Origin of the sequence: Aureimonas jatrophae (assembly GCF_900104035.1) — a bacterium.
Taxonomy (GTDB): domain Bacteria; phylum Pseudomonadota; class Alphaproteobacteria; order Rhizobiales; family Rhizobiaceae; genus Aureimonas; species Aureimonas jatrophae.
This window is the reverse complement of sequence record NZ_FNIT01000004.1, coordinates 152974-173625: the sequence shown is the minus strand read 5'-3', so window position 1 is coordinate 173625 and position 20652 is coordinate 152974. Positions and strand designations below refer to the sequence as shown.

The 20652-nt window shown below is 69.9% G+C and carries 14 protein-coding genes; 13 read left to right on the top strand and 1 reads right to left on the bottom strand.

The features are described from left to right. Nucleotides 1-69: 69 nt before the first annotated feature. From treZ to BLQ76_RS10745, 10 genes are all read left to right on the top strand, one after another. Nucleotides 70-1986 carry a malto-oligosyltrehalose trehalohydrolase gene (gene treZ / locus BLQ76_RS10790; protein ID WP_090672964.1) on the top strand — a complete coding sequence of 639 codons (1917 nt, stop codon included), beginning with the start codon at nucleotides 70-72 and terminating at the stop codon, nucleotides 1984-1986. Next, nucleotides 1979-3838: a 4-alpha-glucanotransferase gene (malQ, locus tag BLQ76_RS10785; protein ID WP_090672962.1), complete on the top strand. Its 1860-nt coding sequence runs from the start codon at nucleotides 1979-1981 to the stop codon at nucleotides 3836-3838. The genes treZ and malQ overlap by 8 nt, the downstream gene beginning before the upstream one ends. A 31-nt stretch (nucleotides 3839-3869) precedes the next feature. Then, complete coding sequence (gene treY / locus BLQ76_RS10780; protein ID WP_090672960.1) at nucleotides 3870-6578, top strand: malto-oligosyltrehalose synthase; 2709 nt, start codon at nucleotides 3870-3872, stop codon at nucleotides 6576-6578. A gap of 11 nt (nucleotides 6579-6589) precedes the next feature. Next, nucleotides 6590-7375 carry a ThuA domain-containing protein gene (locus tag BLQ76_RS10775; protein ID WP_090672958.1) on the top strand — a complete coding sequence of 262 codons (786 nt, stop codon included), beginning with the start codon at nucleotides 6590-6592 and terminating at the stop codon, nucleotides 7373-7375. Then, nucleotides 7375-8430 (top strand): Gfo/Idh/MocA family protein, encoded by a 1056-nt coding sequence (locus BLQ76_RS10770; RefSeq protein WP_090672956.1) that lies wholly within the window; start codon nucleotides 7375-7377, stop codon nucleotides 8428-8430. Before BLQ76_RS10775 ends, BLQ76_RS10770 begins: the two co-directional genes overlap by 1 nt. Before the next feature lie 449 nt (nucleotides 8431-8879). Next, nucleotides 8880-9794: a DMT family transporter gene (locus BLQ76_RS10765; RefSeq protein WP_090672954.1), complete on the top strand. Its 915-nt coding sequence runs from the start codon at nucleotides 8880-8882 to the stop codon at nucleotides 9792-9794. 539 nt (nucleotides 9795-10333) lie between these two features. Continuing rightward, a complete protein-coding gene (gene pyc / locus BLQ76_RS10760) occupies nucleotides 10334-13795 on the top strand; it encodes a pyruvate carboxylase (RefSeq protein WP_090672951.1) in 3462 nt (1153 codons plus the stop codon). Between the two features lie 86 nt (nucleotides 13796-13881). Continuing rightward, nucleotides 13882-14745, top strand: coding sequence for a formate/nitrite transporter family protein (locus BLQ76_RS10755; protein ID WP_090672949.1), 864 nt, complete (start codon nucleotides 13882-13884; stop codon nucleotides 14743-14745). A 54-nt stretch (nucleotides 14746-14799) separates the two neighbouring features. Beyond that, nucleotides 14800-15624, top strand: coding sequence for a DeoR/GlpR family DNA-binding transcription regulator (locus BLQ76_RS10750; protein ID WP_090672946.1), 825 nt, complete (start codon nucleotides 14800-14802; stop codon nucleotides 15622-15624). Between the two features lie 28 nt (nucleotides 15625-15652). Continuing rightward, the gene (locus BLQ76_RS10745; protein WP_090672944.1) at nucleotides 15653-16852 is read left to right on the top strand and encodes an MFS transporter; all 1200 of its coding nucleotides are present in this window, start codon (nucleotides 15653-15655) and stop codon (nucleotides 16850-16852) included. Here the strand turns inward: BLQ76_RS10745 and BLQ76_RS21705 are convergent. After that, a complete protein-coding gene (locus tag BLQ76_RS21705) occupies nucleotides 16849-17007 on the bottom strand; it encodes a DUF3309 family protein (protein WP_139183989.1) in 159 nt (52 codons plus the stop codon). The genes BLQ76_RS10745 and BLQ76_RS21705 overlap by 4 nt on opposite strands. 185 nt (nucleotides 17008-17192) lie before the next feature. On the opposite strand from BLQ76_RS21705, the gene ispG reads away from it, so the two are divergent. The 3 genes from ispG (at nucleotide 17193) to BLQ76_RS10730 (ending at nucleotide 20650) form a co-directional block, all read left to right on the top strand. Then, nucleotides 17193-18476 (top strand): flavodoxin-dependent (E)-4-hydroxy-3-methylbut-2-enyl-diphosphate synthase, encoded by a 1284-nt coding sequence (ispG, locus tag BLQ76_RS10740; protein ID WP_090673347.1) that lies wholly within the window; start codon nucleotides 17193-17195, stop codon nucleotides 18474-18476. Next, the gene (locus BLQ76_RS10735) at nucleotides 18473-19324 is read left to right on the top strand and encodes a transglycosylase SLT domain-containing protein (protein WP_090672942.1); all 852 of its coding nucleotides are present in this window, start codon (nucleotides 18473-18475) and stop codon (nucleotides 19322-19324) included. The genes ispG and BLQ76_RS10735 overlap by 4 nt, the downstream gene beginning before the upstream one ends. Before the next feature lie 123 nt (nucleotides 19325-19447). After that, nucleotides 19448-20650 (top strand): GGDEF domain-containing protein, encoded by a 1203-nt coding sequence (locus tag BLQ76_RS10730; RefSeq protein ID WP_170842559.1) that lies wholly within the window; start codon nucleotides 19448-19450, stop codon nucleotides 20648-20650. Nucleotides 20651-20652 lie beyond the last annotated feature (2 nt).

Genomic DNA, 20652 nt, shown 5'->3' with positions numbered 1-20652 from the left:
GACGCCGGACGGGACGGCGTGCGGGAGGTCTCTCGGCTTTTTGGAATGAGACGGAAGGGGCGACAACTCATGGACACCGCTTACGGGGACACGGCCGCCGGCCATGCGCCGGCCGAGAACACGTTCAGCTTCGAGACGCACTGGGGCGCGACCTACCGGCCGGAGGGAACACGCTTTCGCATCTGGGCACCGAGCGCGGGCGCGGTGGAACTGGCGCTCGCCAGCGACGAGGCGGCCAAGCCCGACAGCTTCCACCCCCTCCAAAAGGGCGAGGACGGCTGGTGGGAGGTCGAGACCCAGGCCGAGCCCGACCAGTTCTACGGATTCCGCTTCGAGGGCGACAAGACCTATCCCGATCCGGCCGCGCGCGCCCAAGGCGGCGACGTCCACTGGCTGTCGCGCCTCGTCGATCCCGCCGCCTATCGCTGGCGCACCGGCGGCTGGAAGGGACGCCCTTGGCACGAGTGCGTCTTCTACGAGCTGCATGTGGGCACGTTCACGCCGGAGGGCACGTTCGAGTCGGCGATCGCCAAGCTCGACCACCTGCGCGATAGCGGCATCACCGCGATCGAGATCATGCCGGTCGCCCAGTTCGGCGGCCAGCGCGGCTGGGGCTACGACGGGGTTCTGCTGTATGCCCCGCACCAGGCCTATGGCGGGCCGGAGGGGCTGAAGAAGCTGGTGGACGCCGCGCACGAGCGCGGGCTCATGGTCTTCCTCGACGTGGTCTACAACCACTTCGGGCCGGACGGGAACTACCTGCCGGCCTACGTGCCGGAGTTCTTTCACCAGGAGATCAACACGCCCTGGGGCGCGGCGATCGCCTATGACGAGACGCCGGTGCGCGAGTTCATGATCCAGAACGCGCTCTACTGGATGCAGGAGTACCGCATCGACGGCCTGCGGCTCGACGCGATCGACTCCATCAAGGACACGACCGACACGCCGCTCGTGAAGGAGCTGGCCGCCCGCGTGCGCGAGGTGGTGACCGACCGCCACGTCCACATCACCACCGAGGACGACCGCAACATCGTCTGGCACATCGACCGCAACGAGGACGGCTCGATCCCGCTCGTCTCGGGCGAGTGGAACGACGACTTCCACCACTGCGCCCATGTGATCGGGACCAACGACCGCGAGAGCTACTATCGCGACTACGACCCGCACTCGACCGAGCAGATGGCGACCGCGCTCGCCACCGGCTTCGTGTTCCAGGGTCAGTATTCCGACCATCGCGAGCGCGACGTCGGCACGGCCTCGGCGAGCCTGCCGCCCACCGCCTTCGTGAACTTCATTCAGAACCACGACCAGATCGGCAACCGGGCCTTCGGCGACCGCCTGCGCTCGCTCGCCTCGGCCCGGTCCTACGACTGCCTCCAGGCCATCCTGCTCTTGTCGCCCCAGATCCCGCTGATGTTCCAGGGCGACGAGTTCGGCGACTGCAACTCCTTCTGCTTCTTCACGGACTTCGACGGCGAACTCGCCAACGCCGTGTCGAAGGGCCGGCGCCGCGAGTTCAAGAGCTTCGCCGCCTTCGAGGACGAGGACGCGCAGAAGATCTTCCCCGACCCCAACGACGACATGACCTTCGAGATTTCGCGTCTCGACTGGTCGCAGCTCCTCCAGCCGATCCACAAGCGCCGGCTTCAGGTCACGACGAAGCTCCTCCATATCCGCCAGGAGGTGCTCTTCCCGCTGCTCGACGGGGTGAAGGGCGACTGCGGCATGGCGCTCGTGGAGGAGCGGGCCTTCTGCGTGGTCTGGGAACTGCAGCCCGGCCGCTTCTACCACCTGTTCGCCAACCTCTCGGACGACCCCTGGGAGATCGAGAACGGACTGCTGGATCCCGCGATCGGCTCGGCCGAGGCCGTCTACGCCAACCACAAGGACGTGGTGGAGCACGTCGGCAACGGCGCCATGCCGTCCTGGACGGTTCTGGCGCTTCTGTCGGACCGCGTCCTGGTGCAGGGCCTGGGCGATGAGTGAGCGGCTGGAGCAACTGGCGGAGAGCCACGGCATCCAGGTTCGCTATCGCTCCGAGATGGGCGAGCCCATGGCGATCGACGCCGAAGCTCAAGGCGCCCTTCTCCAGGCCCTGCGGGTGGACCCCGAGAGCGGCGAGCGGGGGCGCTTTGCCGAGCTTCAGCACGCGCCGCGCCGGCGCTGCGCCCTGCCGGAGCGCGTGCGCGGGCAGCGGCGCTGGGGCGTGACGTGCCAGCTCTACGCGCTGCGCTCGCGGCGCTCGCTGGGTCTGGGCGACTTCGCCGACCTCGGCCACCTCGCCGAGATCGCGGCGGCGGTCGGCGCGGACTTCGTCGGCGTCAACCCGATGCACGCCTTGTTTATGGCCGATCCCGGCCGCTACAGCCCGTATTCTCCCTCGACGCGCCGCTTCATCAACCCGTTCTACGTCGCGGTGGATGCGGTGGAGGGCGGCGCGGAGGCGATCGAAACGCTGCGCGCCGCCGAGCCCGCGCTGTTCGAGGGGCTGGACGGCGAGCTCGTCGACTACATGGCCGCCGGCACGCTGAAGCGCCGGCTTCTCCGCGAGCTCTTCGAGGTTCAGAAGGATGCCCTGCGCGGCGATCCCGCGCTCGCCGCCTTTCGGGAGAAGGGCGGGGACGCGCTCGCGGGCTTCGCGTTGTTCGAGGCCCTGTCCGAGGCCCGGGTGGCGGCGGGCGAGGGCGCGGGCTGGCACAATTGGCCCGCCGAGCTTCACGACCGCTCAGGCGAGGCGGTGCGCCGCTTCGAGCGGGAGAACGTCGACGCCGTCCTCTTCCATGGGTGGCTCCAGTTCCTGGCCGACCAGCAACTGGCGGCGGCGCAGGAGCGTGCCCTGGCCGCCGGCATGGCGGTCGGCCTTTATCTCGATTTTGCGGTCGGCGTCTCGCCGGACGGGGCGGAAACCTGGGCGGATCCTCAGGTGACCGTGCGCGCCGCGCGCGTCGGCTCGCCGCCCGACATGTTCAACTCCGACGGCCAGGACTGGGGGCTGGCGCCCCTGTCGCCGGACGCGCTGGCGGAGCGGAACTACGCCCCGCTGGTCGGCGCCTACGAGAGCCTGATGGACCATGCGGGCGCGATCCGCATCGACCACGCGATGGGGCTGGCCCGCCTCTGGTGGATCCCGGAGACCTCGCGCTCGTCTGGCGGGGGCTATGTGCGCTATCCGCTCGGCGACATGATCGACGCGCTCGCCGAGGTGTCGGAGCGGCGCGACTGCCTCGTGATCGGCGAAGACCTCGGCACCGTGCCGGAGGGCTTCCGCGAGACGGCCGAGGAGGCGGCGATCCTGTCCTACAAGGTGCTCTACTTCGAGCGTTGGGAGGACGGGCTCTTCAAGGCGACGACGGAGTATCCCGAACTGTCGCTCGCCTGCATCTCCACCCACGACCTCGCCGCGCTCGCCGGCTGGTGGCACGGCTCCGACATCCGGCTGCGCTCCGAGACCGGGCGGCAGAGCGAGGCGCATACGGCGCGCGACCTCGCCTCGCGCGACCGCGACCGCAAGGCGCTGCTCGGCGCATTGCGCCACGAGAACCTTCTGTCGCCCCATCTGGCGGGGCTGCTCGACGGCGGCGATCCGCTGCCCGAGCGGCTCGACGAGGAACTCGCCATCGCGATCCACCGCTTCGCCGCGCGAACCCGTTCCATGCTGTTTGCCGTCCAGGTCGAGGACATGATCCTGTCGGAACGCCAGCCCAACCTGCCGGGCACGACCGACGAGTATCCCAACTGGCGCATCCGCTCCGAGGTCCTTCTGGAGGATCTGGCCGCGGACGAGCGCTTCCAGGCCATGGCGCGGGCACTGCGCGACGAACGCCCGCAACTCGCCTGACCTTCCCCATCTTCCGTTTCCCGGAGTTTCCATGAGCCGTCCCCTCGTCGCGACCTACCGCCTCCAGTTCCGGGAGGGGACGGGCTTCGCGCAGGCCCAAGACCTCGTGCCCTATCTCGGGCAACTGGGCGCGAGCCACCTCTACGCCTCGCCGATCTTCGCCGCCTCGGCCGGTTCGACCCACGGCTACGACGTCGTGGACTACAACCGCTTCGAGCCGGATCTGGGCGGCGACGGCGGCTTCAACCAGATGAGCGACGCGCTGATCCGCGCCGACCTCGGCCTCGTCCTCGACTTCGTGCCCAACCACATGGGCGTCTCGCCGCGCAACTCGTGGTGGGAGGACGTCCTGCGCTGGGGCCGCGAGAGCTGGCATGCCGAGACCTTCGACATCTCCTGGGATGCCGAGAAGATCCTGATCCCGACGCTCGGCAAGCCCTATGGCGAGGCGCTGGAAAGCGGCGACCTCGCCATCGTCTACGACGAGGAGCGGCGCGAGATCCGCTTCTCGGCGTCGGGCTACACGCTGCCGGTGGATCCGCGCACGCTCAGCCACGTCTTCGCCTTCGTCGAGCACGAGGAGCGCGACCGGCTCGTGCGCCGCTTCTCCTCGGCCGTGCCGGCCGACGGCGAGGAGCTGGGCGAGCGCTTCGCCGAGCACGTCGCCGACCCCGCCTTCCTCGCCGCGCTGCGCAAGGGCATCGAGGCGATCAACGCCGACAAGGCGGCGCTCCACGCCTTCCACGAGGCGCAGACCTGGCGCCTCGCCTGGTGGCGCCTGGCGCGCGAGAAGCTCTCCTATCGCCGCTTCTTCGAGATCGCCGACCTCATCGGCGTTCGCCAGGAGATGCGCCGCGTCTTCCGCGAGTCGCACCAGACCATCATGCGCCTGGCGCGCGAACGCCGGCTCGACGGCATCCGCATCGACCACGTGGACGGCGTCGCCGACCCCAAGGGCTACCTCCACGAGCTGGACCAGAACTTCCAGTCGCTGCGCCGCGACGTGTTCATCCACGTCGAGAAGATCCTGACCGGCCCCGAGCGGCTGCGCACGTCGTGGAACATCGCGGGCACCACCGGCTACGAGTTCATCCAGGCGGTCGCCAACCTCTTCGTGGACGGCCGCCAGGAGGAGGCGATGACGCGCGCCTACCAAGACTTCGTCGGCGAGACCGAGGACCTGCGCGCCATGATCGCCGAGCAGAAGCGCGCGATCTTCACCCACAACCTTGCGGGCGAACTCTCGGTCCTGACCACGGAAGCCCTGAACGTCGCCGAACGCGGCCTGTCGACGCGCGACTTCGGACGCGACGACCTGTCCCGCTCGATCGTCGAGGTCGCGACCGAGCTCCCGGTCTACCGCACCTATGTCGGCGTCGACGGCGTGCCGGAAAAGGACGTCGAGGTGATCGACCAGGCGGTGGCACGTGCGCAGGCCGGCCGTGAGGTCGAGGCTCAGGAACCCGTCGCCTTCGTCGGCCGCCTCCTGAAGCTCGCCTTCGAGGACGGGCGCGACGTGACCGGCGCCCTGAAGTTCACGCGGCGCTTCCAGCAGACCACCGGCGCGGTCATGGCGAAGGCCGTCGAGGACACGGTCTTCTACCGCTACAACCGTCTGATCGCCTTGAACGAGGTCGGCGGCGAGCCGGACCACTACGGCGCCGACACGGCGGCCTTCCACGATCAGATGCTGATCCGCCTGGAGGACCAGCCCGACGGGCTGATGGCGCTGTCCACCCACGACACCAAGCGCGGCGAGGACGCGCGTGCGCGCATCTACGCCTTGTCGGAGGCGCCAGAGGCCTGGAGCGAGATCGTGGAGCGTGCGGCCGAGGCCCTGAAGGGCTTCCGCGTCGATCTCGGCAACGGTCGCCTCTCGCCCGACCCGGCGACCGAGTGGGGCTTCTACCAGTCGCTGCTCGGCGTTCTGCCTGCCGACTTCGATCCCGCCGACGAGACGGCGGCCGCCGCCATCGCCAAGCGCCTGCAGGCCTTTGCGGAAAAGGCGGTGCGCGAGGCCAAGCGCTTCACGTCCTGGACCGCGCCGGCCGAGGACTACGAGGCGGCACTGAAGAGCTTCGTCGAGGCCGCGCTCTCGCCGGCCCAGTCCGGGTCCTTCCTCGCCGCCTTCTGGCGCGAGGTGCAGCCGTTCGTCGTGGCTGGCGCCCTCAACTCGCTCGCGCAGACCCTGATCCGGCTTGCGGCGCCCGGCGTGCCCGACATCTACCAGGGCACGGAGTTCTACGACCTCAGCCTCGTCGACCCCGACAACCGCCGCAAGGTCGACTTCGAGGCGCGTGCCCGCGCCATGGCGAACGGGGAGGGGGTCGAACAGGCGCTGGCGCACTGGCGCGACGGCGAGGTCAAGGCCAAGCTCACGGCCGCCGCCCTCAAGGCGCGCAGACAAGCGCCGACCCTCTTCACCACGGGCAAGTATCTGCCTCTCGAGGTCACCGGGCCGATGGCGCAGCACGTCGTCGCCTTTGCGCGCACCGACGACGAGGGGCGGGTGGCGGTGGCCGTTGCGCCGCGCCTGGCCCATGAGCTCCTCGGCAACAAGGCGGAGCGGCCGATGCCCGATCCCGACCGCTGGGCCGACACGGCGCTCCGCCTGCCCTCGCAGATCGCCGGGGCGCGCTTCGAGAACGTCCTGACGCTGCAGGAGGTGCGCGGGGCGCCGTCGCTTCTCCTGCGCGACCTTCTCGCCGACCTGCCCGTCGCCCTGCTTCTCGCCGACTGAAAGGACACGCCATGCCGATCCGCGTCACCGTCTGGAACGAGTTCCTGCACGAGAGCGAAAACGCCGTGGTCAAGGAGGTCTACCCCGACGGCATCCACGAGACCATCGCCCGGAGCCTGCGCGAGGACGGCGAGCTCGAGGTCGCGACGGCGACGCTGCCCGAGCCCGAGCACGGCCTGACCGCCGAGCGCCTGGAGGCGACCGACGTGCTCCTGTGGTGGGGTCACAAGGCGCATGGTCAGGTAGCCGACGAGATCGTGGAACGCGTGGCGCAGCGCGTTCACGAGGGGATGGGTCTCCTCGTCCTCCACTCCGGGCACTTCTCGAAGATCTTCAAGCGCCTCATGGGTACGCCCTGCTCGCTTCGCTGGCGCGAGGCGGGCGAGCGCGAGCGCCTGTGGGTGATCAACCCGAGCCACCCGATCACGCAAGGCATCGACCGCTTCATCGAGCTGCCGAACTCGGAGATGTACGGCGAGCCCTTCCTCGTGCCCGAGCCGCTGGAAACTGTGTTCGTGTCGTGGTTCGAGGGCGGCGAGGTGTTCCGCTCGGGGCTCACCTACCAGCGCGGCGCGGGACGCATCTTCTACTTCGAGCCCGGCCACGAGACCTACCCGATCTATCACGACGCCAACATCCAGCGCGTGCTGCGCAACGCGGTGCGCTGGGCCTACAACCCGGCCAAGCCCTGGAAGGGGGTCGCCGAGGCGCCCAACGTTCCGATCGACCAGGCACGGGAGCGGATCGAGAAGAAGGGCCGCTCCCTCCACAAGGCCGGCGAGGCGGGCTACCGCTGATGAGCGAGAAGCGCATCCTGATCCTGGGCACGGGCGGCATCGCCCATCGCCACGCCGAGCATTTCGGCGCCATTCCCGGCTGCCAGCTGGTGGCCGCCGTGGACACCCATCTGCCGCGCGCGCGCGAGTTCGCGACCGAACACGCCATTCCGAACGCCTTCGGCAGCCTTGCCGAGGCGATCGCGTGGGGCGCGTTCGACGCGGCCGTGAACTCCACGCCCGACGGCGTCCACAAGGCGACGACGCTGCAGCTCATCGAGGCGGGAAAGCCGGTCTTCTGCGAGAAGCCGCTGGCGGTCGACCATCCCGACGCGATGGCGATGACCGAGGCCGCGGAGGCCGCCGGTCTCGTCAACATGGTGAACCTCACCTACCGCAACGCCCACGCCATCCAGATGGCGCGCCGCATGGTGGACGAGGGACGGATCGGCACGATCCGCCATATCGACGCCAACTACCTCCAGAGCTGGCTCACCGGCCGGCATTGGGGCGACTGGCGCACCGAGGAGCGCTGGCTCTGGCGTTTGTCGGCGGCGCACGGCTCGAAGGGCGTGCTCGGCGACATCGGCATCCACATCCTGGATTTTGCGACCTTCGGCTCGGGGCTGGAGATCGCCGCGCTCCAGGCCCGGATGAAGACCTACCACAAGGCGGAAGGCGACCGGATCGGCAACTACACGCTCGACGTCAACGACAGCGTCGCCATGACGGTGGAGATGAACAACGGTGCGCTCGGCGTCATCCACATGAGCCGCTACGCCACCGGCAACCTCAACGATCTGCACCTCACGCTCTATGGCGAGAAGGGGAGCTTGCGCATCTGGGCGAACCAGCTCGACTCGACGCTCCACGTGTGCCTCGGACCCGATATCGAGACCGCGACCTGGAAGCCGGTCGAATGCCCGGTCACGCCCCGCAACGAGCACCGCTTCGCCATGGCGCTCATGTCGGGCGAGAACGGCCAGCCGAGCTTCCGCCGCGCGGCCGAGGTCCAGAAGCTTCTCGATCTCTGCTTCGTATCGGATCGCGAGGGCCGGATGCTGCCGGTGGACTGACCGGCTGCCTGCGACATCGCGGGCCTGGCACGTCGCGGGCGGCCGAAGGGTCGCCCGCGACGCGTTCCAGAAGGGCCGCGACGCATACTGCGTCGGTGCCATCGCACGCCTCGTCGAACACGGGCGAGGCCGCCACTGATGCACCCGCGCCGCGTACGCGATTTCTTATTTTCGCCCGCCCGCCTTCCGCGAATTTGCCGCAATTCGTCAGCCGAGCGAAGCGATCACGCCGGCATATCGAACCGTAAGAGAATATCATCCGATTCAAGCCGTTAACCCGATTGTGCGGCGCGGTTTTAAGGCTCTATCAACCGTCTTGCGCGAGTGTGCGCAGCGCCGACACCCCTTAAGCGAATACGCGCCCGACGGGTCCCGAAAGGGCTCTTCGAGCAAACGATCGACGGATCGTGATGCCGGCTTTGTCCTGATCGTTCGAAAAGCCCGCATCCATGCAGACCGGAATCCTGCTCGCCTTCCTGGCCTACCTCGCCTATTCCTGCTCCGACGCCGCCGGCAAGCTGCTCGGAAGCCACATGTCGGTCTTCGAGATCGGCTTCTTCGTCTCCCTGATCGCGCTCGTTCCCGCCATCCTCTCCAAGCGGGGCGACGAGACCTGGGCGCAGATCGTGCGTCCCCGCCGGCCCGGCCTCGTCGCGCTGCGCGTGGCCACCGGCACGAGCGGCGGCATCACCGCCGTCTACGCCTTCACCCACCTGCCGATGGCAGAAGCCTACGCCCTGATCTTCCTGCTGCCGGTCTTCGTTGCGGTGCTCTCGGCAACCGTGCTGCGCGAGGTGGTCACGGCCTCGCGCTGGCTGGCGCTGCTGGGCGGTCTGGCCGGCGTGCTGCTGGTCGTGCGGCCCGGCTTCAACGCCCTGACGCTCGGCCATCTGTCGGCGCTGGTCTGCGCCTTTTGCGGCGCGTCCAGCGCGATCCTCCTGCGTCAGCTCGGCCCGACCGAACGCCGCCTGACCCTTGTCGGCGCGGTTCTGACGGGCGCGGTGGTCGTCAACGGCGTCCTGATGGTGCCGACCTTCACCATGCCCTCGCTTGCCGACTGGCCGATCCTTCTGTTCGGCGGCCTGTGCGCGGGCATCGGCAACATCGCCATGGTGGTGGCCGCCCGGTTGGCGCCGGCCAGCCGCATCGCGCCCGCCCAGTACAGCCAGATCGTCTGGGCCGCGGTGCTCGGCGCCGTGCTGTTCGGCGAGTTCCCCGATCCTCTGGCGGTGGCCGGCATGGCGCTGGTCGGCTTCTGCGGCATGGCGACCCTGACCGGTGGCACGCCTGTCTCCGCCGTCCCCGGCGCCAAGCCGGCGCCACGGCGCAACTGGTCGTCCGCCTTCCGGAGCGCCAAGGCCTGACGGCCAGCGCGACCCGATCGTCCTGCCTGCCTCACTGGGCCCGTCGCGACAGCGGCGGGCCCTTTGGTGTCGCCGGGCGTCCCTGGACCATGCATGTCCGCACGCTGGAATCACGCCACCTCGGGGCGACACGAGGTCGAGCGCCGCATGGCCCGGGCGATCCATTCCCGGATGCGGGTGCGCGAGGGAAGGGCGCTTGGTCGATCTCGACCGGACCGCCCTTGGTCTGGAGACCGCCGACCGGACCTGGACCCACGACCTGAAAGCCCAGCGCGAACGCCTTGAGGTCAGGGATCGCACCTCGCCGCAGCGCTAGCTCGAACACCGCGGCGAGCGGTCCCTGCGCTCGCACTGTGTTTCCATGGGATGCGCATGGATACCGGATCGGGGTCGCCTAGCGCGGCGATCGCTATCTCGGATGTCAGGGGATCCCGCGGCGTCGAAGCGTTCCTGTGCGATGCTGCATTGCAACGGAGCCGGAGTTGCAGTTAGCTCTCCTCCCGCAAGCGGCCGGGTCGGCCGCCAGGGGGGAACCGCTCGTGCCGATCTCGAAGATCCTTGTTGCCAACCGTTCCGAGATCGCGATCCGCGTCTTTCGCGCCGCCAACGAGCTGGGGCTGAAGACGGTGGCGATCTGGGCGGAGGAGGACAAGTACGCTCTCCACCGCTTCAAGGCCGACGAGAGCTACCCGATCGGTCGGGGCGCGCATCTCGCCCGCGATCTTGGACCCATCGAGAGCTACCTGTCGATCGAGGAGGTGATCCGGGTCGCCAAGCTGTCGGGCGCGGACGCGATCCATCCGGGCTACGGGCTCCTGTCGGAGAGCCCGGAATTCGCTGATGCCTGCACGGAGGCCGGCCTCGTCTTCATCGGCCCGACCGCCGACACGATGCGCCGTCTCGGCAACAAGGTCGCCGCGCGCAACCTCGCGGTCGAGGTGGGCGTGCCGGTGGTGCCGGCGACCGATCCCTTGCCCGACGACATGGACGAGGTCCGGCGCCTGGCGGACGCGATCGGCTATCCCCTGATGCTGAAGGCTTCGTGGGGCGGGGGCGGGCGCGGCATGCGCGCCATCCGCAAGGCGGAGGACCTCGCGCGCGAGGTGACCGAGGCCAAGCGCGAGGCCATGGCCGCCTTCGGCAAGGACGAGGTCTATCTCGAAAAGCTCGTCGAGCGCGCCCGCCACGTCGAGGTGCAGATCCTCGGCGATACCCACGGGACCGTCGTCGACCTCTTCGAGCGCGACTGCTCGATCCAGCGCCGCAACCAGAAGGTCGTGGAGCGCGCGCCCGCGCCCTACCTCGACGACGCGCGGCGCCGCGAGCTGGCGGCCTATGCCCGCACCATCTGCGCTGCCACGAACTATGTCGGCGCGGGTACCGTCGAGTTCCTGATGGATGCCGACACGGGCGCCTTCTACTTCATCGAGGTCAACCCGCGCATCCAGGTCGAGCACACGGTGACCGAGGTCGTCACCGGCATCGACATCGTCAAGGCGCAGATCCACATCCTCGACGGTCACGCGATCGGAACGCCCCAGTCCGGCGTGCCGCGCCAGGAGGACATCCGGCTCAACGGCCACGCCCTCCAGTGCCGCATCACGACCGAGGACCCCGAGCACAACTTCATTCCCGACTACGGCCGCATCACCGCCTATCGCGGCGCGACGGGCTTCGGCATCCGCCTCGACGGCGGCACGGCCTATTCCGGCGCGATCATCACCCGCTTCTACGACCCGCTGCTCGAGAAGATCACGGCCTGGGCGCCCTCGCCGCAGGAGGCGATCGCGCGCATGCACCGGGCGCTGCGCGAGTTCCGCATCCGGGGCGTCGCCACCAACCTGACCTTCCTGGAAGCGATCATCACGCATCCCGCCTTTGCGGCCAACAGCTACACCACGCGCTTCATCGACACGACGCCGGAGCTGTTCGCGCAGGTGCGCCGCCGCGACCGCGCGACCAAGCTCCTGACCTATCTCGCCGACGTCACCGTCAACGGCCATCCCGAGACGCGGGGACGGCCCAAGCCGCCGGCCGACGCGAGGAAGCCCGTCGCCCCCGTCTTCAAGGGCGACATCCGCCCCGGCTCGCGCCAACGGCTGGAGGCGCTGGGCGCGACCGGCTTCGCGCGCTGGATGCGCGAGCAGGCCCCAGTGCTGGTCACCGACACGACCATGCGCGACGGCCACCAGTCGCTGCTGGCCACCCGCATGCGCACCCACGACATCGCCGGCATCGCCGAGGCCTACGCGCGCGGCCTGCCGGAGCTTCTCAGCCTCGAATGCTGGGGCGGGGCGACCTTCGACGTCGCGATGCGCTTCCTCACCGAGGACCCGTGGGAGCGCTTGGCGCTGGTGCGCGAGCGCGCACCCAACATCCTCCTCCAGATGCTGCTGCGCGGCTCCAACGGCGTCGGCTACGCCAACTATCCCGACAATGTCGTCCGGTTCTTCGTGGCGGAAGCGGCCAAGGGCGGGGTCGACCTCTTCCGCGTCTTCGACTGCCTGAACTGGGTCGAGAACATGCGCGTCTCGATCGACGCGGTGGTGGAGTCCGGCAAGCTCTGCGAGGGCGCGATCTGCTACACCGGCGATCTCTTCGACCCCGAGCGCTCGAAGTACGACCTGAAGTACTACGTCTCCCTCGCCAAGGAGATGGAGCGCGCCGGCGTCCACATCCTCGGCCTCAAGGACATGGCGGGCCTCCTGAAGCCGGCGGCCGCGCGCGTCCTCGTCAAGGCGCTGCGCGAGGAGGTCGGGCTGCCCGTCCACTTCCACACGCATGACACGAGCGGCATCGCAGGCGCCACCATCCTCGCGGCCGTGGAATCGGGCGTCGACGCGGTGGACGCGGCGATGGACGCCCTGTCGGGCAACACCTCGCAGGCCTGCCTCGGCTCGGTGGTCGAGGCGCTGCGCGGAACGGAGCGCGATCCCGGCCTGTCGGCCGACGCGATCCGCCGCATCAGCTTCTACTGGGAGGCCGTGCGCACGCAGTACGCCGCCTTCGAGAGCGACCTCAAGGGACCGGCGTCCGAGGTCTACCTTCACGAGATGCCGGGCGGCCAGTTCACCAACCTGAAGGAGCAGGCGAGAAGCCTCGGCCTCGACACGCGCTGGCACGAGGTGGCCCGCACCTATGCCGAAGCCAACCGCATGTTCGGCGACATCGTGAAGGTTACGCCCTCCTCGAAGGTCGTGGGCGACATGGCGCTGATGATGGTGGCGCAGGACCTCTCGGTGGCCGATGTCGAGAGCCCGACCCGCGACATCGCCTTCCCCGACTCCGTCGTCTCCATGCTGCGCGGCGACCTCGGGCAGCCGCCCGGCGGCTGGCCGGAAGGCTTGCAGCGCAAGGCCCTGAAGGGCGAGACGCCGATCACGGTGCGCCCGGGATCGCTGATCCCGGACGCGGACCTCGTCACCGAGCGCGCGAAGATCGAGGAGAAGCTCGGCCGCACGGTCGGCGACACGGAGTTCGCCTCCTACCTCATGTACCCCAAGGTCTTCACCGACTACGCCCAGGCGGCCGACACCTACGGCCCGGTCTCGGCGCTGCCGACGCCGAACTACTTCTACGGCGTCGAGACCGAGGAGGAGATCCTGGTCGACCTCGAGCCCGGCAAGACCCTGGTGGTGCGATGCCTCGGCACCGCCGATACCGACGAGAAGGGCAAGCGCACCGTCTTCTTCGAGCTCAACGGCCAGCCGCGCCGCATCAAGGTGCCCGACCGCTCGAACGGCGCCGCGGCCAAGGCGCGGCCGAAGGCCGAGCCCGGCAACCCTGCCCACCTGGCGGCCCCCATGCCCGGCGTCGTGTCCTCGCTCCTCGTCCAGCCGGGCGCGAGCGTGCGCGCCGGCGACGTTCTCCTCTCGATCGAGGCGATGAAGATGGAAACGGCGCTCCATGCCGAGCGCGACGGCACCGTCGAGGCCGTCCACGTGCGGGCCGGCGACCCGATCGACGCCAAGGACCTGCTCGTGGTCTTCACGGCAAGCTGAGGCTCGGCGCCTTCCCGGTCCCCGCCCGCCGCCCATTTGGCGGCGGGACGGCAGCATCCCCGCTGCCCACGGCCGGAGACATGCCCATGCCCGACGGGAAGCCCGACGTCCTCGTCGCCGACGCCAAGCCGCCCGAGGCGGCGCGCATCGCGCTCGACTACCTCGGCGGCAAGGTCAAGAAGCCGACCTCCGAGGTCTTCCTGCTCGCGGTGCTGGCGGGCGCCTTCATCGCCTTCGGCTCGATCCTCTACCTCGTGGTGAGCGCGGGCGGCGACGGGTTCTCGGGACCACAGCATCTCCTGGCGGGCATCGGCTTCTCGGTCGGGCTGACGCTCGTGACGGTGGCCGGCGCCGAACTCTTCACCGGCGACACGATGCTCGTGATCCACCGCCTGCGCCATACGCTCGACCGCGGCACGATGTGGCGCTTCTGGCTGGTGGTCTACGGCGGCAACCTCGTCGGCGCGCTGCTCGTCGCCGTCCTCTTCGTGGTGGCCGGAGGACACATGCCTGGCGAGGGGGCCGTGGGCCTTGCCGCGCTCGAGACCGCGCGCACCAAGATGGGCAAGGGCGCGCTCCAGCTCGTCGCCAGCGGCATCCTCGCCAACATGCTGGTCTGCCTGGCGGTCTGGGTCACGCAGGCCGCTCGCACCGTGCCCGGCAAGATCCTGGCGCTGACGGGGCCGATCGCCGCCTTCGTCGCGGCCGGATTCGAGCACTCGGTCGCCAACATGTCGATCCTGCCCATGGGCCTCCTCGTGAAGGCGACCGCGGGCAGCGAATTCTGGACCGGCACGGGTGCGGACCCGACCGCCTTCGCGACGCTCGGCTTCTGGCCGCTCGTGCACAACCTCGTCTTCGTCACGATCGGCAACACGGTTGGCGGCGGCCTGATCGGGATTGCCTACTGGTTCGCCTACCTGCGCCGGCCGGAACAGGCGGGGCATTGACCTGTCTGCATGGTCGTGTCACATGATGCACGATCATGCACGTTTGGTAGTGCGATGGATGCTCCTCTTCTGACAGGCCAGCGGCAGACGCTGATCCGCGAATGGCTGGCGCGTGACGGGCGCGTACTTGCGGTCCGGCTGGCGGACGCGTTCGGCGTGTCGGAGGACACGATCCGGCGCGATCTGCGCGAGCTCGCCGCGCGCGGGGAGTGCCGTCGCGTCTACGGCGGGGCGCTGCCCTTCGCGCCGCAGGTCGGGACGCTGAGCGAGCGGCGCGACCAGATGGTCGCCCGCAAGACGCGGCTCGCCGAGCGCATCGTCACCGGCGTCATGCCGGGCTCGACGCTCTTCATCGATGCCGGCTCCACCAACCTTCTCGTCGCCGAGCGGCTGCCGCCCGGAAGCGGGCTGACGGTCGTCACCAACGCGCCCGCGATCGCCTGCGCGCTGCAGGACAAGCCCGGCGTCGCAACCGTCCTCCTCGGTGGTCGCCTCCATGGCGAGAGCGGGGCCTGCCTCGGCTCGCAGACGCTGCGCGAGGCCGAGCGCCTACGCCCGACCGTTCTGGTCCTCGGCGCCTGCGGCCTCGACGCCGAGGCCGGCATCACCGCCCATCATCCGGAGGAGGCCGAGCTCAAGGGGAGCCTCGCCGAGCGGGCCGGCGAGGTGTGGGTGGCCGCCACCACCGACAAGTTCACGACGGCCGCCTCCTTCACGGTCGCCCCGGCGCGGCGTCTGGCCCGCCTCGTGGTGGAGCACGACTGCGACGCGGCCCTGGTCGAGCCCTTCGCCGCGCTCGGCATAGCCTGCGAGCGCGCCGAGGCGCCGAGCGCCGTCGAGGGGCCGCGCCTTCGCCGCGCGGCCTCGCGCGCCGCCTGACGAAACGCATGACAGGACCGGACCGCCTATGACCTCCCTCGCCTCATCGCCGCGCGCCTCGCTCTGGCCGCGCGAGCGCCTCGCCGTCTCCGGCGCCTTTCTCGCCAACGGCTTCGTCCTGGGCAACTGGACGCCGCAGGTGCCGGTCCTGGCGGATCGCCTCGGGTTGTCGGAGTCGCGCCTCGGCCTCCTGATCCTCGCCTTCGGCATCGGCGCGGTGCTCGCCATGCCGCTGGTCGGGGCGGCGACGGCGCGCTTCGGCACGCGCCGCCCCGTGGTCGTCGGGCAGGTCCTGCTGGCGCTTGCCTTCCCGCTTCTGGCGCTCGCGCCCTCGCCTTCGCTCGCCGCGCTCGCCATCCTGTTCTTCGGTATGTCGATGGGTGGCATGGACGTCGCCATGAACGCCAATGCGGTGGCGGTCGAGCGGCGGCTGCCGCGCGCCATGATGTCGTCCTGTCACGGCTTCTGGTCGATCGGCGGCTTTGCGGGCGCGGCCGTCGGCGGCCCGCTGATCGCCGCGCTCGGCAGCACCGGCCACATGATGCTGATCGGCCTCGTGACGCTGCTCGCCGCGATCCCCGTCGGCCGCGCCATGCTGGAGGACCGCGATGCGCCGCACGAGGCGGCATCCGGCGCGGATACGGGCGGCGCCGCGCGGGGCGGGATCCTCAGCTGGGGCGCGGTCGCGATCGGCATTTGCGCGCTGTTCGCCATGGTGCCGGAAGGCGCGGCGATCGACTGGAGCGCGATCTACCTGCGCCAGGACCACGGCACCGAGGTCGCCTACTCGGGCCTCGCCTTTGCGGCCCTGTCGGGTTCCATGGCGCTGTTCCGCTTCCTGGGCGATCCGATCCGCGACCGGCTGGGCGCGGTGCACACGGTGCGCATCTCGGTCGGCCTCGGCCTCGTCGGGCTTCTGATGATCGCCCTCGGCCCCGACCTGCCGGTGGTCCTCGTCGGCTTCGCGGTGCTCGGCGTCGGCCTCTCCAACATCGTGCCGGTGGCCTTTTCGGCGGCCGGCAACCTGCCCGGCGTCAAGCCCGGCGTCGGCATCTCGATCGCTACCACGATCGGCTATAGCGGGATCCTGATCGCGCCGTCCGCGATCGGGTGGTTCGCCGAGCATTTCGGCTTCCCGCCCGTCTTCCTGGGGCTGGCCGTGCTGCTCGCCCTCGTCTTCCCGCTGGCCGGCCTGATGCGCGGCGCCGACCGGGCGCCGGCCCACTAGATCAGGACGGTCACCCACAGGAGCACGCAGACCAGGAAGATCACGCCCCAGACGATCGCGGGCTTGGAGCTGAAGCGGCGCGACCAGGGCCAGACCGGCAGGTAGGCGATGAACACGAGGGCCGAGAACAGGGTCAGCGTGGCGCCGAGCGGCATGGGCTCAAAACTCCGGGCAGGGGACGTCACCGGGCGATAGGGACTGCCGGCTTGCCGATCAAGCATGGGCCCGTCACGCTCGCGACATGATGAAGCGCCTTGATTGCGATCGGCACCCGCCCCCTGTAGATCGAAGCCGTCCGCCTCCCGAGCGAAACGTCCGGAGCACCATGCTCAACAGCGCCATGCCTTCCAGCGCCCCCGCCCCAGCTCCGTTCGAGCCCGTCCTGGTCGACCCGTTGCCGCGCCGCCTGACGGTCGGCGTCGATGTCGGCGGCGTTCAGGTCGGCGGCGGCGCGCCGGTCGTGGTGCAGTCCATGACCAACACCGACACGGCCGACATCGACGCCACCGTCCGGCAGGTCGCCCAGCTGTCGCGCGCCGGCTCCGAGATCGTGCGCATCACGGTGGACCGCGACGAGTCGGCCGCCGCCGTGCCTCGCATCCGCGAGCGGCTCGACCGCCTCGGCCTGTCGGTGCCGCTGGTCGGCGACTTCCATTACATTGGCCACAAGCTGCTGGCCGATCATCCCGCTTGCGCCGAGGCGCTCGCCAAGTACCGCATCAATCCCGGCAACGTCGGCTTCAAGGACAAGAAGGACCGGCAGTTCGTGGAGATCGTCGAACAGGCGATCCGCTGGAACAAGCCGGTGCGCATCGGCGTCAACTGGGGCTCGCTCGACCAGGAGCTCCTGACGCGCCTGATGGACGCCAACGCCGCGCTGCCCGCGCCCGCCCCGGCGAGAGCCGTGATGCGCGAGGCGATCATCCGGTCCGCGCTCCTGTCGGCCCAGCTCGCCGAGGAGACCGGTCTTTCGCGCAATCGCATCCTCCTGTCGGCCAAGGTCTCCAACGTCCAGGATCTGATCGGCGTCTACCGCGACCTGTCGCGCCGCACGGACCACGCGCTGCATCTCGGCCTTACCGAGGCGGGCATGGGCACGAAGGGCATCGTGGCCTCGGCTGCCTCCATGGGCATCCTTCTCCAGGAGGGCATCGGCGACACGATCCGCGTGTCGTTGACGCCCGAGCCCGGCGGCGACCGCACGCGCGAGGTGCAGGTCGCGCAGGAGCTCCTGCAAACCATGGGCTTTCGCCAGTTCATCCCGATCGTCGCCGCCTGCCCCGGCTGCGGGCGCACGACCTCGACCCTGTTCCAGGAACTGGCCGAGACGATCCAGAGCGACATCCGCGAGAACATGCCGGTCTGGCGCGAGCGCTATCCCGGCGTCGAGGCCCTGTCGGTCGCCGTGATGGGCTGCATCGTCAACGGGCCGGGGGAATCGAAGCACGCCGATATCGGCATCTCGCTGCCGGGCACGGCCGAGGTGCCGTCCGCCCCGGTCTACATGGACGGCGTGAAGGTCGCGACGCTGCGCGGCGCAACCATCGCCCACGACTTCCACCAGATGGTGCTCCAGTACATTGAGCGCCGCTACGGGCGTCCCACCACCGCCGCGGCCGAGTGAAGGGCCGCCTAGCGCTCCTTCTGCTCGCGCTTTCAGCCGCGCAGCCCGCGCCCGCGGCCCAGCCCGAGCGTGCCAACGACCCGCGCGTGGCGGAGATCTGCGACCTGATCGAGGCGAACGCGCGGGAGGTCGGCATGGAGCCGGCCTTCTTCGCGCGCTTGATCTGGAAGGAGTCCCGCTTCGACGAAGGGGCACGCTCGCCGGTGGGGGCGCTCGGCATCGCCCAGTTCATGCCCTACACCGCCAAGGAGCGGGGCCTCGGCGACCCGCTCGACAAGCGCGAGGCGCTGCGCCATTCGGCCGGCTACCTCAAGGACCTGCGGAGCGAACTCGGCTCCTGGGGGCTGGCGGCGGCCGCCTACAACGGGGGCATCAACCGCGTGAAGCGCTGGATGCAGTCCGGCGGGCGTCTGCCTTTCGAGACCGAGGACTACGTCCTGTCGATCACCGCCCAGCCTGCCTCGTGGTTTCGCGAGGAAGCGGGGCGCGAGGCGGCCGTGACGCCGCTGGTCAAGGATCTCGACTTCGCGAGCGCCTGCCGCCGTCTGCCGATCCTGCCCACGCGCGCCGTGTTCGCGCTGGCCGAATCGGCACCGCTGCGTCCGTGGGGCGCGCAGGTGGCCGGCCATCCCAACGAGGCGATCGCGGTGCGCATCTACCACCGCCTCCAGGACCAGTATCCGAAGGTGCTCGGCGGCATCACGCCGATCCTCCTGCGCTCGCGCCCCATCTCCGGCCCGCGCCGTATCACGGCCGTGCGCATCGGCGCCGACTCACGCCGCGAGGCCGACAGCTTCTGCGCGCGCTACCGCTCGGTCGGAGGAAGCTGCGTCGTGGTGCGGAACTAGGCTTCGCTCCACGAAGGAACGGGAACCGGGTCTTAAGGGCGACTCGGCATCATGCCCGCCGCGACGTCGGCCGGGCCGAATCACCGGTCCGCCGACGCCGTGCCGTGCAATCCGGGACCTCGCATGACCCTGCTCGATCTCGGAACGGTCCTGCTTCTCCATAAGACGTCGCTGCTCGCGGGAGCGGGCGTGCTGCTTCTCGTCTGGCTGCGCGCCGAGCGGCCGTCGGGCGTCGCCGTGATCGCGACGGCCTTTCTGATGCTGGCGGCGGGCGCGCTTCTCGCGGGGCTGGGCGAGAGCGGGACGATCCCGCCTGTGGTCTGGCGCGACACGAGCCCCGGTCTCGGCGTCGCGGCCTACACGCTCCTGTTTCTGGGCATGCGCCGTCTCGACCGGCGGGTCGGCGCCTGGCGATGGCTGCTTCTGATCGCGGCCGCGATCCTGCTGGTGGGACTGCTGACGCCGGTGTTCGCCGACAACACGATCCGTGCGACGGTCTTCCACCTGGGCGCGACCCTGGCCTTGCTGGCGGCGGGCTTCGGTCTGCTGGCGAACCGCCGGAGCGAGCCCTTGCCCTCGCGCGGTCCGCTCGCCGCAACCGCGATCGTGTGCGCGGCGATCTATGGCGCGCAGGTTCCGCTGCTCCTGTCGGGGCTCGCCACGCCGGGCTCGCTGGCTCTCGGCTTTGCCGCGACCATGATGCTGAACTTCGCGATCGCGGCGCTTCTGGCCTCGCTCGTTCGCGAACGGCTGGAGGAACGGCACCGGCGTCAGTCCGTCACCGACGCCCTGACGGGCCTGCCCAACCGGCACGGCTTTCTGGGCTCGGTCCCGGCCGATCTCGCGCCGGGGGCCGCGATCGCCGTCCTCGATCTCGACCATTTCAAACAGGTGAACGATCGCCACGGCCATGCGGGCGGAGACCACGTGCTGGCCGTCTTTGCCGCGATCGCCCTGCGGTGCCTGGGCCGGGGCGAAATTCTGGCGCGCATCGGAGGCGAGGAGTTCGTGCTCTATGTGCCCGCCGGAGGGGCGAGCCGGGCGGAAACGCGCGTGAGGGACATCCGTCAGGCGATGCACGACACGCCGGTCGACTGGCGCGGCGAGACGATCAGGGTGACCGCGAGCGTCGGCCTGGCATTCGCCGGGGCGGGGGCTGCTTCCCGACGGGACGCCGTACTCGCGCTGGCCGATGTCGCGCTCTATCGTGCCAAGGCGGACGGCCGCGATCGTCTCGTCATCTCGACGCCGGATGAAACCGCGCCGCCTGCCGGCCCCGACGCGGGTGACCTGTGGCCAGCGCGAAACGCCGCCGTACCGGCCTGAGC